The organism is Fictibacillus sp. NRS-1165, assembly GCF_050468105.1.
GTDB classification, from domain to species: domain Bacteria; phylum Bacillota; class Bacilli; order Bacillales; family Fictibacillaceae; genus Fictibacillus_C; species Fictibacillus_C terrinigri.
Map to the genome: position 1 here is coordinate 98,162 of NZ_JBDPNU010000026.1, position 15,134 is coordinate 113,295.

The 15,134-nt window shown below is 46.4% G+C and carries 16 protein-coding genes and 1 pseudogene; 1 reads left to right on the plus strand and 16 read right to left on the minus strand.

The window, feature by feature from the left end; translation table 11 throughout:
* Nucleotides 1-9 precede the first annotated feature (9 nt).
* From ABHN01_RS13140 to ABHN01_RS13200, 13 genes are all read right to left on the minus strand, one after another.
* Nucleotides 10-789 (minus strand): enoyl-CoA hydratase/isomerase family protein, encoded by a 780-nt coding sequence (locus tag ABHN01_RS13140; RefSeq protein WP_429875910.1) that lies wholly within the window; start codon nucleotides 787-789, stop codon nucleotides 10-12.
* A gap of 21 nt (nucleotides 790-810) precedes the next feature.
* Entirely contained in the window at nucleotides 811-1,596 is a 786-nt protein-coding gene (locus ABHN01_RS13145) for an SDR family NAD(P)-dependent oxidoreductase (protein WP_429875911.1), read from the minus strand.
* Between the two features lie 12 nt (nucleotides 1,597-1,608).
* Complete coding sequence (locus tag ABHN01_RS13150) at nucleotides 1,609-3,384, minus strand: acyl-CoA dehydrogenase family protein (protein WP_429875912.1); 1,776 nt, start codon at nucleotides 3,382-3,384, stop codon at nucleotides 1,609-1,611.
* Between the two features lie 20 nt (nucleotides 3,385-3,404).
* Nucleotides 3,405-4,157 carry a 2-phosphosulfolactate phosphatase gene (locus ABHN01_RS13155; protein WP_429875913.1) on the minus strand — a complete coding sequence of 251 codons (753 nt, stop codon included), beginning with the start codon at nucleotides 4,155-4,157 and terminating at the stop codon, nucleotides 3,405-3,407.
* 9 nt (nucleotides 4,158-4,166) lie between these two features.
* Complete coding sequence (locus ABHN01_RS13160; RefSeq protein WP_429875914.1) at nucleotides 4,167-5,225, minus strand: phosphotransferase family protein; 1,059 nt, start codon at nucleotides 5,223-5,225, stop codon at nucleotides 4,167-4,169.
* Nucleotides 5,226-5,252: 27 nt separating this feature from the next.
* Nucleotides 5,253-5,672: an acyl-CoA thioesterase gene (locus tag ABHN01_RS13165; protein WP_429875915.1), complete on the minus strand. Its 420-nt coding sequence runs from the start codon at nucleotides 5,670-5,672 to the stop codon at nucleotides 5,253-5,255.
* Nucleotides 5,673-5,701: 29 nt separating this feature from the next.
* The gene (locus tag ABHN01_RS13170) at nucleotides 5,702-6,481 is read right to left on the minus strand and encodes an enoyl-CoA hydratase (RefSeq protein WP_429875916.1); all 780 of its coding nucleotides are present in this window, start codon (nucleotides 6,479-6,481) and stop codon (nucleotides 5,702-5,704) included.
* Nucleotides 6,481-7,365, minus strand: coding sequence for a 3-hydroxyacyl-CoA dehydrogenase family protein (locus ABHN01_RS13175; protein ID WP_429875917.1), 885 nt, complete (start codon nucleotides 7,363-7,365; stop codon nucleotides 6,481-6,483). Before ABHN01_RS13175 ends, ABHN01_RS13170 begins: the two co-directional genes overlap by 1 nt.
* A 1-nt stretch (nucleotide 7,366) precedes the next feature.
* Nucleotides 7,367-7,957, minus strand: a complete 591-nt coding sequence (locus tag ABHN01_RS13180) for a TetR/AcrR family transcriptional regulator (RefSeq protein ID WP_429875918.1) — start codon at nucleotides 7,955-7,957, stop codon at nucleotides 7,367-7,369.
* A 97-nt stretch (nucleotides 7,958-8,054) separates the two neighbouring features.
* The gene (locus ABHN01_RS13185) at nucleotides 8,055-9,680 is read right to left on the minus strand and encodes a long-chain-fatty-acid--CoA ligase (protein WP_429875919.1); all 1,626 of its coding nucleotides are present in this window, start codon (nucleotides 9,678-9,680) and stop codon (nucleotides 8,055-8,057) included.
* Nucleotides 9,681-9,736: 56 nt separating this feature from the next.
* Complete coding sequence (locus tag ABHN01_RS13190; RefSeq protein ID WP_290399281.1) at nucleotides 9,737-10,489, minus strand: SDR family NAD(P)-dependent oxidoreductase; 753 nt, start codon at nucleotides 10,487-10,489, stop codon at nucleotides 9,737-9,739.
* Nucleotides 10,490-10,511: 22 nt separating this feature from the next.
* Nucleotides 10,512-11,285 carry an SDR family oxidoreductase gene (locus ABHN01_RS13195; RefSeq protein ID WP_290399282.1) on the minus strand — a complete coding sequence of 258 codons (774 nt, stop codon included), beginning with the start codon at nucleotides 11,283-11,285 and terminating at the stop codon, nucleotides 10,512-10,514.
* Between the two features lie 27 nt (nucleotides 11,286-11,312).
* Nucleotides 11,313-12,539 carry an acyl-CoA dehydrogenase gene (locus ABHN01_RS13200; protein WP_429875920.1) on the minus strand — a complete coding sequence of 409 codons (1,227 nt, stop codon included), beginning with the start codon at nucleotides 12,537-12,539 and terminating at the stop codon, nucleotides 11,313-11,315.
* Nucleotides 12,540-12,711: 172 nt separating this feature from the next.
* Between ABHN01_RS13200 and ABHN01_RS13205 the strand changes: the two genes are divergently transcribed.
* The gene (locus tag ABHN01_RS13205) at nucleotides 12,712-13,023 is read left to right on the plus strand and encodes a hypothetical protein (RefSeq protein ID WP_429875921.1); all 312 of its coding nucleotides are present in this window, start codon (nucleotides 12,712-12,714) and stop codon (nucleotides 13,021-13,023) included.
* A gap of 177 nt (nucleotides 13,024-13,200) precedes the next feature.
* On the opposite strand, the pseudogene ABHN01_RS13210 reads toward ABHN01_RS13205, so the two are convergent.
* The 3 genes and pseudogenes from ABHN01_RS13210 to ABHN01_RS13220 all read right to left on the minus strand — a co-directional run.
* Nucleotides 13,201-13,365: pseudogene (locus ABHN01_RS13210) on the minus strand (MerR family DNA-binding transcriptional regulator); the annotation flags it as partial.
* Nucleotides 13,366-13,412: 47 nt separating this feature from the next.
* Nucleotides 13,413-14,399: an aldo/keto reductase gene (locus ABHN01_RS13215; protein WP_429875922.1), complete on the minus strand. Its 987-nt coding sequence runs from the start codon at nucleotides 14,397-14,399 to the stop codon at nucleotides 13,413-13,415.
* A 112-nt stretch (nucleotides 14,400-14,511) separates the two neighbouring features.
* The gene (locus ABHN01_RS13220; RefSeq protein WP_429875923.1) at nucleotides 14,512-15,081 is read right to left on the minus strand and encodes a nitroreductase family protein; all 570 of its coding nucleotides are present in this window, start codon (nucleotides 15,079-15,081) and stop codon (nucleotides 14,512-14,514) included.
* Nucleotides 15,082-15,134: the final 53 nt, after the last annotated feature.

Sequence of the window (15,134 nt, forward strand, 5' to 3'; positions counted from 1 at the left end):
ATTATCCTCCTATTTGCCGGTAAACACGGGCTGTCTTTTTTCTTTAAAAGCGGAAATGCCTTCTTGGTGATCTTCAGTCGAAATCATGAGTGCCTGGTTTAGACGTTCCTGCTCAAGCATCTCTTCAAGAGTAGATTGATAGGAAGCATCGATGAGCTTTTTCATTTTTCCAAACGCTGCAACGGGACCGTTAGCGAGTTTCGCAGCGAGACTGTACACTTCATCCTCAAGCCTCTCAAGTGGAGTCAAATAATTGATGACTCCTAATTGGTAAAGTCTTTCTGCTGAGATCGGCTCGGCGCTGAAGAAGAACTGCTTCGCAAGGTGAGGGCCGATAAGCTTCGGAAGGAAATAGGAGCCTCCGCCATCGGAGATCAGGCCGACCTGAGAAAAACTTAGGGCAAACTTGCTGTCTTCCGCTGCAACGATAAGATCACACGCCATCGCAAGGTTAAAGCCGGCGCCTGCAGCAAACCCATGGACGGCTGCTATAATCGGAATCTCCGTTTCCTTCATCGCGAGGATACATCGGTTAAGTTTCCCGATATGCTCATATACATCGTTGGGACTGGCCTGCCCCATCGTCTTCACATCGCCGCCTGCACTGAAGGAGCGGCCGGCTCCTTTGAGCACGATGACTTTAATGTCGTCCCTTGTCTGAGCTCCCAGGCACGCTTCTGCCAAACCGTTAATCATTTCTTGGCTGAAGGAATTTAAACTTTCTGGACGGTTCAAGGTTAGAATCATAATAGGACCCTCGAATTCTACTAAAAGATGATCTTGATTCATTTTTTCTCCTCCTTCATTAGATTACATGATTAGCCAGCCGCCATCTGCCAGCACATCAGATCCTGTCATATAAGAGGCGTCGCTGGATGCCAGAAAAGCAATAATATTCGCGATCTCCTCCGGTTTGCCCACTCTTTTCAATGCCGTGTTCTTCTCGATAGCTTTGACAAATTGTTCATTCTCAAGGCCTGCTTGGGTAAGAGGTGTTTCGATAAAACCGGGAGAAACAGAGTTTGCCCGAATGCCAAATGGAGACAGTTCAAGCGCAAGCGCTCTTGTAAAGTTAATGACCCCCGCCTTAGCGGCACTGTAATGCGGGATAAGTGCACCTGCCTGATGCCCGGACAGTGAAGCCACATTGACAATAGCTCTGTTCTTCCGATTTGGGTTTGCGGCTTCTTTTTTAGAGCCCTCTGCCATAATGTTTCCAAGAATGCGGGAAACGAGAAACACGCTCTTTAAATTTGCGCTCTGAACCTGATCCCATTCACTGGCTGCTGTCTCCATGATTCTCGTCTGGGAGCTGCCTCCCGCATTATTGATCAGAACATGCAGATCACCGAATTGCTGATGGACATGTTCTGCCAACTGTTCAACTTCTTTTTCACTTGTTACGTCTGCAGCAAAGGTTTCGGGTCGAGGAGCGCCTGTTATCCTGCTGATCTCGACGGCCGTGTTTTCAAGCTTGGATCGGGTTCGTCCTACCAAGATGACCTGTGCCCCTTCTTTAGCCAGTTTTATCGCAGCAGCTTGTCCGATTCCGCTTCCGGCTCCAGTAATCAGTGCAATCGATTGTGAGAATTTCATGATCCTTCTCCTTTAGCAAACAAAGGCATTTGCTTCATATTGTTTCTCTGCGATCATCCGGTTTCTTGAAGCCCTCCTGCCAAACTGATGACAGCGGTTACAAGATTGATGGATTAGCATGTTGAGCTGATTTCTTTTCTCTCCGCCTGTCAGCTCATGTACAAGCTTCCGTGACAGCATTTCAGCTTCCCACAGGCTGTCTTCTAATACTGTATGGGTAAGGGCTGTTTTGAGAGCTGCCTTTTCCATTCCGTATTTCTTGACAGCTTTTATAGTACGGAAAACAGCAGATTCAGCTGCATAAAGCATGATGGCTAAATCCGCGAGAGCCATCAGTGCCTCCTGTTCCTGAATCAGTCCTTCACCAAATGCTTCATAGGCCAAGCCCGCAGAGAAAAGAAACAGATGGCGTATGGTTTCTACTGCGTGTAATTCTTCACCCATAAGAGATGTGCCTTGTTCAGCCTCCTGCTGCAAGGATTGTATCGCACCATGGATGGATGATTGAAGGTCGATCTCACCTTTTATTGCTTTCCTGAAAAGGTGGGTTGGTATGAGCAGCCGGTTAATTTCGTTCGTACCTTCAAAAATACGGTTGATCCTTGAGTCTCGGTACATCTGTTCTATCCCGTATTCTTTTATGAATCCTGCGCCTCCATGCAGCTGAAGCGCTTCATCCGCGACATAATCCAACGTTTCCGATCCATAGACTTTACAGATCGCACATTCTGCAGAGTATTCACTCATGCGTTTTCCGACGGTTTGTAAATCGGAAGACTCATCAAGATCATGAAGAGCATCTTCAAGCAGGCTCGCGGTCCGGTATTGCAGGGATTCTGCCGCATACAGGCGGGCAGCCATTCTGGCGATTTTCTCTTTCGTTGCGGGGAAGTCTGCGATCCGCTGCTTGAATTGCATGCGATCCTGAATGAACTGCACCGCTTTCTGATGTCCGAATTTAGCAGCTCCCATCGTGGCCGATCCAAGATTAAACCGTCCCAGGTTCAGAACATTAAAGGCAATCACATGTCCTTTACCGATTTCTCCAAGAAGGTTTTCTGCCGGGACGAGGCAATCTTCTAAAATGACCGATCGGGTCGACGAACCTTTGATTCCCATTTTGTTCTCTTCGGGTCCGAGGGACAAGCCGGGAAAATCCTTTTCGACGATGAACGCTGTAAACTTGGTGCCGTCCACTTTGGCATACACAATAAAAGTGTCGGAGAATACGGCGTTTGTAATATAGATCTTTGTGCCGTTTAAGACATAATGGGTTCCTTCTTCGTTTAGCACTGCAGTTGTTTGGGCTGCCAGTGCATCCGAACCGGCGTTCGGTTCCGTAAGACAATACGCGCCGATGTAATCACCAGAAGCCATTTTTGGAAGATACCTCTTCTTTTGATCAGGCGTGCCGAAATACGTGATGGGAAGTGTAGCGATGCATGTGTGATTGGAGTGCGCCACTCCGTATCCGCTCGAAGGGCCAATCATCTCCCCAACGATTCCCTTGCTGATCTTATCAAGGCCAAGCCCGCCGTATCGTTCTGGAATGCTGTGAGCCAAAAGGCCAAGATCCCCCGCTTTTTTTAATAGGGCAACAATGCAGTCAAAATCCTGGTTTTCGATGCTTTCACGAAAAGGGTAGACTTCCTTTTCAATAAATTGGCGGGCCGTTGTCTTAATCATGACGTGTTCCTCAGTAAAATCCTCAGGGGTAAACAAGTGTTCCTCATCCAGGTTTGAGAATAAAAATTCAGAGCCTTTCACTCTCGTTCCGGTATTTTCCACGCAATGCCCCTCCATTCTGGTTATGTTTGTTTCTGCATATGATCTCGTGCAATCGTAGCTTTCCCGTCTTCCAACACGGCAACAACGGGAGCAGCATCTTCCGTTGAGGCATATTGCAAATCGCTGTACAAGCCGTGTCTGGCAAATAAATGACCAACATAGGATGACTCAAGAAGCTCACGTCCCATTTGCTGGTTGCCTTTGTACAAATAATAGGCCATTCGGGCAGCATCACTCAGCTGCAGAGACACATCAGCCAGTTCGATTAAAGAAGTGATAAGATGCCCCGCTCCATATACATCTTCCAGGCTGACTTCTCCAGAATTACCGGAGCAGATGATAACGATTGTACTTCCCTGCTGGTGCTTCAGCAGAGCCTTGGCCGTTTCTTTATTGTTAAGCAAGGAAGAAATATATACTTTTTGTGCACCTTCCGTATTTCGGAGGGCCACTGTGCCGTTCGTCGTGGATAAGATGAGTGTTTTTCCCTGGACTTGGCCGCTCAGCAATAAAGGGCTCGGATATAGAAATCCGGTAATAGGCTTCGCGTGGAGCTCTCCCGCCAGTATGCAACCTCCCTTTTGATACATTTTTGATAACTCCCGCGCCTCGTTGTGGTCTTTCACAGGAATAACACCTTTTGCTCCTTGATACAACGCAGATACGATGGCCGTGGTGGCCAGCAAGACATCAAGCACGACGGCAACCTTGCTATTTTCCGCCATCTTTTCCGGTAGAATCTCTTCCTTTTTCAAAAGCAAATGGACTTTCATCTATTCACCTCATCGTCCGAAAGCGGTATGCGAGGCGTGCACAATTAAGCTTTTGACAAAGCTGTTGAACTGAGAAAAACGAGGATCCTGAGTTTGTCCTTTTTTATACCGGTAATAGATCTGCTGGCAGATCACCGCCAGTTTGAAATAGGCAAATGTTAAATAAAAGTTGATCAAGCTGACGTCTCTTCCGCTTTTTTTGGCGTATTCCTCTATAAATTGCTTTCTTGTATAAAAGCCTTCCATCGTGGTAACTGGCGGTTTTCCCAATCCCGTTTTCAAAAGATCGGGGTCATCGGCTTCAATCCAGTACCCCATCGCAACCCCGAGATCGGCCAGCGGGTCCCCGACCGTACTCATCTCCCAGTCAAACAGACCGGTCATGGTGTTTAAGCGGTGGTCAAACATGCTGTTATTCAGCTTGTAATCGTAATGAATCATGGAAGCGGTTTCATTTTTAGGGATATGGACGGAAAGCCATGTGGTCAAATGCTTTACTTCCGCAATATCGTCGGTTTTCGAACGATCATATCTCGAAATCCATCCCTGAACTTGCCGTTCCATGAACCCATCAGGCCTGCTGATTTCGGATAGTCCTGTTTTTTTGTAGTCAATTGCATGCAGCCTGACGAGCTGATTCACCATCTCGCTGGAAATCTGGCGGCATAAATCCTGAGTAACCTCGGTTCCTTCTGGAAAAGAGGTATCAACAACGATTCCGTGTTTCCTCTCCATCAAAAAGAACGGACTTCCAACCACTTCTTCCCCTTTAGAAAAAAGGAGAGGCTTTGGAGCCGGCGGGAACATTTCATGAATCTCAGACAGAATACGGAATTCCCGCTCCATATCGTGGGCTTTAGGCGCGACGGGTCCAAGCGGAGGCCTTCGCAGAACAGCTTCCCATTCCCCTATTTTGACTTGATACGTCAAATTGGAATGTCCGCCTGAAAACTGCAGGACTTCAAGCGGCTCTTCCGGCAATTCATGAATGGAATGCCTGAGGAAACGCTCCAGCGCAGCAAGGTCAAGTTCTTCTCCCTGGCGAACGGCTATCGTATCCTTACTCATATCTTCCTCCTCCCCACTCAATTGATCTCAAGTTTCTGACTCTTGAGGCTGCAATATTTGATTTCTTTCCAAAGCGTCCCGCAGAAAGTCTGGAATATTCGCGGTTTGCTGTTTTTTAAAATCAAAATATACAATAACGGCATTTCCTCTCGCAACTAATTCTTCTGTTTCTGCTTTATAGATTTCATGCACTAACGTAAAGCTTTTGGTGCCTATTTTACATACACCGGTACGCACCAGCAGTCTATCGTTAAAATATCCTTGTGCCATAAAGTCACATTTTGTGGAAGCTAGAATAAAGCTCCATTCGTTCGTGTTCATATCCAGTCCAAGCGATTCAAAGCACCGGACCCTCGCTTCCTCAAGATAAATAAAATAACTCGTGTTGTTGATGTGGCCCAGGGCATCCGTTTCACAGAAGCGGACGGTCAGTTCAATTTCATCCATGTTTACTCTCCCTTTCTGCCTCTTACCGATCAACGGTGCTGAAAGGCCGGTTTTCTTTTTTCGAAAAATGCCTGAACGCCCTCTTTGATATCTTCCGTTTGGAACACTTCCTGAAACAGGGACGCTTCTACTTCAATGCCTTCGTTTAATGATTTGTTCAGGCCTTCATCCACAGATTGTTTGATTCTGGAAAGCGCCTGAAGCGAATGGCGGGTGATCTTACTGGCCAACAGTTTGGCGCTTGCCAGTCCTTCTCCGGTTGGGACCACTTGGTTGACCAGTCCGATTCGTTCGGCGGCAGCGGCTGTAATCGGCTCACCGGTAAACATCATTTCTTTTGCTTTTGCTTCCCCTATTAAGCGAGGAAGACGCTGTGTCCCGCCCCCTCCAGGAAACAATCCGAGGGTGATTTCAGGCAGTCCGATCCGGCTCTGTTCCTCTGCTATCCTCATATCGCATGAAAGGGCAAGCTCACAGCCGCCTCCAAGAGTCAAACCGTTCAATACAGCGACGGTCGGTTTTGGAAAGGAATCAATGCGGTTCAGAATATAGTGAACCTCCATCACTTGCGCTTTCATGTCAGGGTTTCCCATCATCTCCGGAAACTCCTTAATGTCAGCCCCGGCGACGAATGCTTTTTTTCCCGCTCCTGTTAGGACGACGGTTACGGTATCTCGGTCATTCTCGAGCTCCATGAACGTATCATCCAGCTCCTGGAATACAGACCTGCTCAATACGTTCAGCGGCGGATTGTTAATCGTAATAACAGCGAGCTGATTTTGTTTGACCACTTCAAGATATTTTCCCATTATTGTTTCACTCCTTCAGTTTCATAGTTGTACCAGCCTTTGCCCCTCTTTCTCCCTAGATGCCCTTGCTTTACCTTCTCTTCAATACAAGCAAACGGTTTGTCTTCTGGATCACCGGTCTCTTTATAGCGCTGTTCCATAACAAAGTAGCCGACATCAATACCGGATAAATCCATCAGTTCAAACGGGCCGATCGGGTGGTTCAATGCTTTTCGGCAGATGATATCAATATCTCTAAAGTCAGCGATGCCCTGTTCATACAGGTAAACAGCTTCTTTTTGAAGTGCGCCTAATATGCGGTTGGCAATGAACCCGGATATCTCTTTTTTGAGCAGAACGGCAGTACGATTGATCCGTTTGGAGATCTCCATGGTCAGACGCGCCGTTTCTTCAGAGGTCTTGTCGCTCATCACTACTTCCACACAATCCATCACGAGCGGGGGGAAGAAGAAATGCATGTTGACTACCTTATCCGCACGGCTTGTCTCTGAAGCAACTAAACTATTGACGATGGTGGAGCTGTTTGTCGCAAAAATGGTGTGCTCTGGCGCTAGCTGATCAAGCTTCGAAAATACTTCCCGCTTTACATCCAATTTTTCTACAACAGCCTCAATGACAAAATCAGTATTTCTGACCGCATCCTCAAAGCTGGTCGTAAAACGCAGCTTTTGAAATGCTGCTTCTTTCTCATCGGCAGAAAGCTTTCCTTTAGACACCCATTTGTCCATAATTGCATGGAGTTTGTCCTGCGCAGCAGCAAGAGCCTGTTCCTGGACGTCCTGTATGATGGTTCCAAATCCGCCAAGAGCACACAGCATGGCGATCTGATGTCCCATCTGCCCTGCACCTAGTACTGTAATCTGCCGTACCTCTTCTGCTTTCATCTTATTGCCTCCTTTTTTCGTTTGAATCTTTCTGTCCGAGGCCATTGAGGATCACCTCTACAAAAGTTTCAGCAACTTCACGTTCAGACATACGTCCTTCAGGATTGAACCACTGATAGCTCCAGTTCGCTGCACCAAGGATCCCAAATGTTACAATGGACGCGTCCAGATCTGAACGGAGTTCACCGTTTTCCATACCGTCACGGATCAGGTTCTCCAGGTTGATGCGGAAGCGGTCTCTTTTAGGGATGATCTGTGAGAGGCGCTCTTCGTTCAGGTTCTTGATTTCTCTGAAAAACACTTTGGCGCTTGCCCCGGCCTGTCTGATGTTGCCGATCAGCGCATAAACGATCTCAAACAGCTTCTCTTTGCTGGATTTCATCTCGTCAGCAATGACACGTTCCTGCTGGTTCAACAGCTCATCAATATATCCGTTGTGGATGTTCATCAACAGCTCTTCTTTGCTTGAAAAATAATAATAGAATGTCCCTTTTGTCACCCCGAGCGCATCTACGATATCCTGGATGGATGTTTCACTGAATCCTTTCTTCTCAAACAGACGGATGCTGCATTCCGTAATTTTTTCCTTCATGTCAGTGTCCTCGCATTCTTTTATCAATCTCAGGAAAAATTATATCATTCCATTCCTCTCCTTTTAATGTCCGATCTATAAACCTATAAAAATGCTGCTATGTTGTCTTTACTCTTGCTTCATCGCGCAAAGCCCTTCTTAAAATCTTGCCGACATTCGTTTTGGGCAGATGGCCGCGGAACTCGATGACGTGCGGAATCTTATATGCCGAAAGGTTTTGCTTGCAGTAATGGATGATCTCATCTTCCGTCGCTGTTTTTCCTTCTTTTAGTACGAGGATAGCTTTTACATCCTCTCCTCTGTAGGCATCCGGAACCCCGATGACGACAGCTTCCTGAACGGCGGGGAATTCATAAAGGACTTCTTCGACCTCCCGGGGATAGATATTGTAGCCGCTTGCGATAATAAGATCTTTCTTGCGGTCCATAATATAGACATACCCTTCCTCATCCATTCGGGCGATGTCCCCGGTATACAGCCACCCGTCCCGAAGCGTATGTTCGGTCTCCTCCGGCATGTTCCAGTATCCTTTCATGACTTGGGGACCCTTGATGATCAACTCTCCCAGCTCACCTGTCTTCACATCTTCTGTTCCGGCTGCCAAGTCCACTATGCGGTAATCAGTGGATGGGAGCCCTATGCCGACGCTTCCTTCTTTTCGTTCCGAGAACATCGGATTGCAATGTGTGGTCGGTGATGCTTCAGATAACCCATAGCCTTCTAAAATCTTTGAACCTGTCTTTCTTTCAAACTCTTGAATCAGTTCCACAGGCATCGGAGCGCTTCCGCTGTTGCACACTTTAATGCTGCCAATCCCGTATTTTTCCGCTTTCGGATGGTTGGTGATCGCCACATACATGGTTGGGACTCCTGGCAAAACGGTAGGCTGTTCTTTTTTTATGGTTTGAAGAACCTCATCGATATCAAACCTCGGCAGCATGATCGATTCCGATGCGGTATAGATGGCGAGGTTCATGCAGGACGTCATGCCAAACACATGAAAAAGGGGGATGACGGTTAAATACTTCTCCTTGCCAATCTCAATGTTGAACTTAAAAAATTCATACGACTGCAATACATTAGCGATGATATTTTTATGTGTAAGCATGGCGCCTTTGGAACGTCCGGTTGTACCTCCGGTATATTGAAGGACCGCGACATCCCGTTCAGAGACGATCCCTGCAGGATCAATCAGTCCGCTGCCCAACTGTAAAAATTGAGAAAAAGAAAAATCTTGTGAAAGATCCTTTTGTTGTCCGTTTGGCTCAAGACTGACAGTGATGATGCGTTTCAAAGGAGAAGCCGGGTGCAATTTTTTTATTTGTCCATAAAGGGGTGCATACACAACAATGGTATCCGCCCCGCTGTCTTCAAGGATATGCTGCAGCTCCCGCTCAACGAGCATCGGATTAACTTGGGTAACAACAGCCCCTGCCGACAGCACCCCATAATAAGCAATTACATATTGAGGGCAGTTCGGCAGCATGATGGCTACACGATCTCCAGCTTCCACACCCGTCTGCTGCAAAGCGGATGCAAAGCGGTTTACGAGATGTTGCAGTTCCTGGTATGTAGTCTTCTGGCCGTAAAATGAAAGGGCATTTAAATCTGGATACCGATCTGCTGTCTGTTGAAGCAGCTGCGGTATGGACATATCAGGAATCTGTAAATCTGGCTGAATGGTTTCAGGATAATGGCTTTTCCAAACTTTGTTTTCGCTCATCATTCACCCTCCAGATTAATAAAATTGATGAGTTGGCTTTTCGGCAGAATTTGCATTCAAAAGATCAATCCGCCTCCATCCACCGATAAAGTGGTACCTGTGATAAAAGATGCTTCTTCGGAGGCGAGAAACAGCACGGCTGTTGCTACTTCCTCCGGTGATCCGATTCTCCCCAGAGCATTTGCGGAAGAGATGATCGGCCACTTTCTTTCATTGTTCTTCCAGTCATCGATGATGCTCGTATCGATCACTCCTGGAGCAACAGCATTGACACGGATATTATGTCTGCCATACTCAAGCGCAGCGTTCTGAGTGAGAAGGACTACACCGCCCTTTGATGCATTATACGCGGATACGTATTTTTGCCCTTTTAACCCAAGCAGACTTGAAGTATTGATGATCACCCCCCCACCAGCTTTGATCAGTTCGGGAACGCCATGTTTGATGCCGAGGAAGACTCCTTTTAAATTAATGTCAACAATGCGGTCCCATTCGCTTTCGGCGAGATCTGTGCTCTTCACTTCAGGGTTACCGATGCCAGCATTATTGAACAAAATATCCAGAGCGCTAAATTCGCTAATCGCCGCGTCGATCATCTTTTTTACCTGGATGGAGTCTGTAACATCTGTTTTAACAAAGAAAGCTGATCCATTTTGCTCTCTTATGAGATGGACCGTCTCTTCCCCAAGCTCTTCGTTCACATCAGCGACAACAATATTGGCTCCTTCTTTGGCAAAAAGAAGGGCTGTCGCTCTTCCAATGCCCCCTCCTCCACCGGTTATGATAGCTGTTTTCCCTTGCAGTCTCATACATGCCCCCTTATTGGATTCTTTACATGGCGTGTGCCCCGCCGTCCACGATCAGGACGTCGCCGGTTACATAATTTGAAGCGTTGGAAGCAAGAAACAATGCCGCACCTTTAAGATCATCTTCACTTCCAAAACGGTTAAGCGGTGTTCCACCAAGAATGGCATCCTTACCGTGCTCAATCAGCACCTTGGACATTTTGGTCGGGAAAAACCCTGGCGCAATCGCGTTAACATTGATATTGTGCTGTCCCCATTTCACGGCAAGATCCTTGGTGAACGTAATGACCGCACCTTTGCTTGTGTTGTAGCCGATCGTATCCATAAAGCGAGGATCCGTGCCACCCAGTCCGGCAACAGATGCAATATTGATGATTTTGCCGGATTTTTGTTCAATCATCACTTTTCCAGCAGCCTGGCTCATTAAGAATGTGCCCGTCACGTTAACGTCGATGACCTTTTTCCACGCTTCATAAGGCATTTCAGCAGCGGGTGCTCCCCATGTCGCTCCACTGTTGTTCACGAGAATATCAATCGCACCAAATTCCTTCAGTGTTTGATCGACCACAGCATGAACATCTTGCGGATTTGTAATATCGCACTTTAAAGCAAGTGTCTTCGCTCCAAGATTTTTTAATCCCTCTGCTGTTTCCTCACATGCTTCCACCTTCCTGGAGCAGAGCACGATGTTGGCGCCAGCTTCAGCGAACGCTTCGGCGATCTGCCGTCCTAATCCCCGGCCTCCGCCAGTTACAATCGCTGTTTTGCCTGTTAACTCAAACAGCTTGAGTACATTCATGGTTCGACTCTCCTTTGTTGCAGAAATTTAATGGACGAGCAATTCTTGAGGATATTTTTTCAGTTCAAGTCTTGCGAGCTGAGCACGGTGGACTTCATCAGGCCCATCAGCCAGTCTTAATGTTCTTGCATTCGCCCACTGGGCTGCAAGCGTAGAGTCGTCCGACACCCCTGCCCCTCCAAATGCTTGTATGGCACGGTCCAAAACACGGAGCGCCATGGACGGAGCAACGACCTTAATCATTGCAATCTCTTGTTTCGCTTCTTTATTGCCGACGGTGTCCATCTTATAAGCCGCTTTTAATGTCAAAAGCCGTGCCTGCTCGATCTCGATCCTCGAGTCTGCAATCCATTCGCGGATGACGCCTTGATCGGCAATTGGTTTTCCGAAGGCTGTACGTTTTTGAACGCGCTTACATAAGTCTTCAAGCGCTCTCTCCGCTGCTCCGATCAGCCGCATACAATGATGGATTCTGCCCGGGCCGAGTCTTCCTTGAGCGATGGCAAAGCCTTTTCCTTCATCCCAAATCATATTTTCAGCGGGTACTCTGACATTTTCATAAGTAATCTCTCCATGTCCATGCGGGGCATGATCATAACCGAATACCGAAAGCATCCTTTCGACCTTCACGCCAGGAGTATCCAAAGGAACCAGGATCATGGATTGCTGCTCATGCCGGTTAGCGCCAGGGTTGGTCTTTCCCATCACAATCGCAATTTTGCAACGCGGGTCTCCAGCTCCCGACGACCACCATTTACGTCCATTGACGACATAATCATCTCCATCCCTCTCGATGCGTGCTTGGATATTTGTTGCATCTGAGGAAGCGATTTCGGGCTCTGTCATAGAAAAACAGGATCTGATCGAGCCTTCTAAAAGGGGTGTAAGCCACTTTTCTTTTTGTTGTTCTGTTCCGTAACGGACAAGAACCTCCATATTTCCGGTATCCGGCGCACTGCAGTTAAAGATTTCCGGCCCGATAAGGGAACGTCCCATGATTTCACAAAGCGGGGCATATTCCTGATTGGTAAGGCCGGCACCATATTCGCTTTCAGGCAGGAACAGGTTCCATAGACCTTCTTTTCTCGCTTTTTCCTTTAATTCTTCCATGATCGGCGGAACCGCACTCCATCTGTTCTTTTGTTCATTAAGCTGCTTTTCGTAAAGCGCCTCATTTGGATAGACATACTGTTCCATAAAGCGGGTGATCCGTTTCTGCAAATCTTTCACTTTTTCTGAATATGAAAAATTCATGACCTTCATCTCCTCTCAACTTACTAACCGGTCGGTATGTTAGATTAATTAAAAGTATACTCCATCCACTCAAATAATCAAGAAATATACTTATTATTCAAAAAATTAATAAAATAGTCCTCTATGTAAATTCATGTGGGTATGGGAAATACTAATGCCGGAGGTGACAGCTTTGAGCAAAATAAAAAATGTCGTTCTATGGACCGCAGCGATCTTCTTTCTTTTTATTGCCTGGTCGGATTATGTAAAAGGACAACTAACGCTTTCAAGGCTCGAGGGACGTGTGCTGGAAAAATCTTATTCAGAATTGGCAGTTGACAGGGGGACAAATTTTGTAAGCGTGCCCCGATATACCATCCGCCTTTCATCCGGCCAGGCTGTTACTGTTTCATCACCGGATTTTCACTCGATCAAGCAGGGAGACCATGTCCTGTTTATTAAACAAAATGGAAGCATAAGTCTCTATAAAAGAGAAAGCCGATAATAAAGGATCGGCTTTTATACATGCTCTTTCACTTTTTCGTTAATAGGAGATATAAAACAAAGGCTGATGCCTCACAGAGCGCAATGATGAAGGCCATTGAACCGGCAGGATTACTGCTCCAGAGACCGACTAACGGTGCTGCAATTCCTCCTAAAATAAAGGGCAGCAGCCCTAATAAACGATGTCTAACTTTTCGAATTGTTCAATGGAATAGTAGCGATATCCAGAAATGGGATCCACCTCAGCAGGCGTGAACAAACCAATTTCGTCATAATAGCGGAGCGTTTTAACGGGTATGTTATGAAGCTGTGCCATCTGGCCAATAGAGAATCTGTTTTTCATGAAAACACCTGTTTATTACATGATGTACGTATCATTGCACCAACGGATCATAGGTTTACACCCTTCATTCCGGCTTCAGGATACCGTTCTCCGAATGCAGCTCCCAGTGGTGCAGCATCATTGATCCGGTCGAGGTCTTCTTGTTTCAGTTCAACCTTTATGGCATCTAAATTTTCTTCTAAGTAACGGGTTTTCTTTGTCCCGGGAATCGGAACAATATCATTGCCCTGGGCAAGCAGCCAAGCGATTGCAAGCTGTGAAGTACTGCAGTTCTTTTCTAGGGCGATCTCTTTTATTTTTTCGACAAGATCTAAATTCTTTTGAAAGTTTTCTCCTTGAAACCTTGGAGAAAACCGGCGGTAGTCATCCTCGGCCAAGTCTTCAAATCTTTTGATCTTACCTGTTAAGAAGCCTCTCCCAAGAGGGCTGTATGGAACAAAGCCGATGCCCAGCTCCCGGATCGCAGGTAAAATTTGCTCTTCCACATCCCGGCTCCATAAGGAATATTCTGTTTGAACGGCTGATATGGGGTGTACCTCATGTGCTCGCCGGATGGTTTCAGGAGAAGCTTCTGATAAGCCCAAATAGCGTATTTTTCCTTCTTGAACAAGTATGGACATTGCCCCCACCGTTTCTTCTATCGGAATGCCCGGGTCCACTCTGTGCTGATAGTAAAGATCAATATATTCGGTGCCAAGCCGTCTCAAACTGTTTTCACATGCTTCCTTCACATATTTCGGATGACCGTTTACACCTAAAAATGAACCGTCTTCCCCTCTGATATTACCAAATTTTGTAGCAAGAATGACATCACTCCTGCGGTCTCTTATAGCTGTTCCTACCAGTTCTTCATTCCTGCCTACGCCATACATGTCAGCCGTATCCAGAAAGTTTACTCCTAATTCAAGGGCATGGTGAATGGTTTTAAGTGACTCATGATCATCTTGTCCGCTATAAAAGTCTGACATGCCCATGCAGCCCAATCCAAGGGAAGACACTTCCAACCCCTCGTTTCCAAGCTTTCTTTTTTGCATATTGTTCATCCTTTCCAAATTAGTTAAACCCATTCCTGCAATTTACCTTTACCCTGTTTTCCACTATAAAAAAACGAAGAGAAGTGTAAGATTCTCTTCGTGCTGTAATCTGCTATTTTAACCACTTGGTGAATTCATGAAAGGATTTTCTTTTGATGGCTGAAGGAGCTTTGATTGGATAGCCAAGATAGATGAAACCAGCCATTTCACCTTTGTCTGAGAGCTGAAAATAAGACCTTACTCTGTCGTCATAACAAATGGCGCCTGTGCGCCAAACCGCCCCAAGACCTAGTGCATGGGCAGCGAGCAGCATATTTTGGATAGAAGCACTGACAGCTGCTGTTTCCTCTTTATAAATCACTTTTTGAAGAACTCCAGGCTCTACACCTACCGCAATAATGACGGGTGCACGAAGGGGTTTTTTCTTTACATTCTCCAATTTTTGCTGATCCTCTTCGGACAATGGTTCATTCATTCCGGATTTCGTGATCGCTGCCAGCAGCTCTCCAAGCTTGTTTCTCCCTGATTCACTGATCACGAAAAATCTCCAAGGATTCGTACGGTAATGGTTTGGAGCAAATGTCCCCGCTTCTAAAATTTTTTCCACCAGATGATCGGGAACAGGATCTTCCTTTACCAAACCTATGCTTCTTCTTGTATTAATCGCTTCAAAAATATCCAACCTGCATCATCCTTTTTAACTACCTTATGCTTAGCTATAGCTCCATTATAACG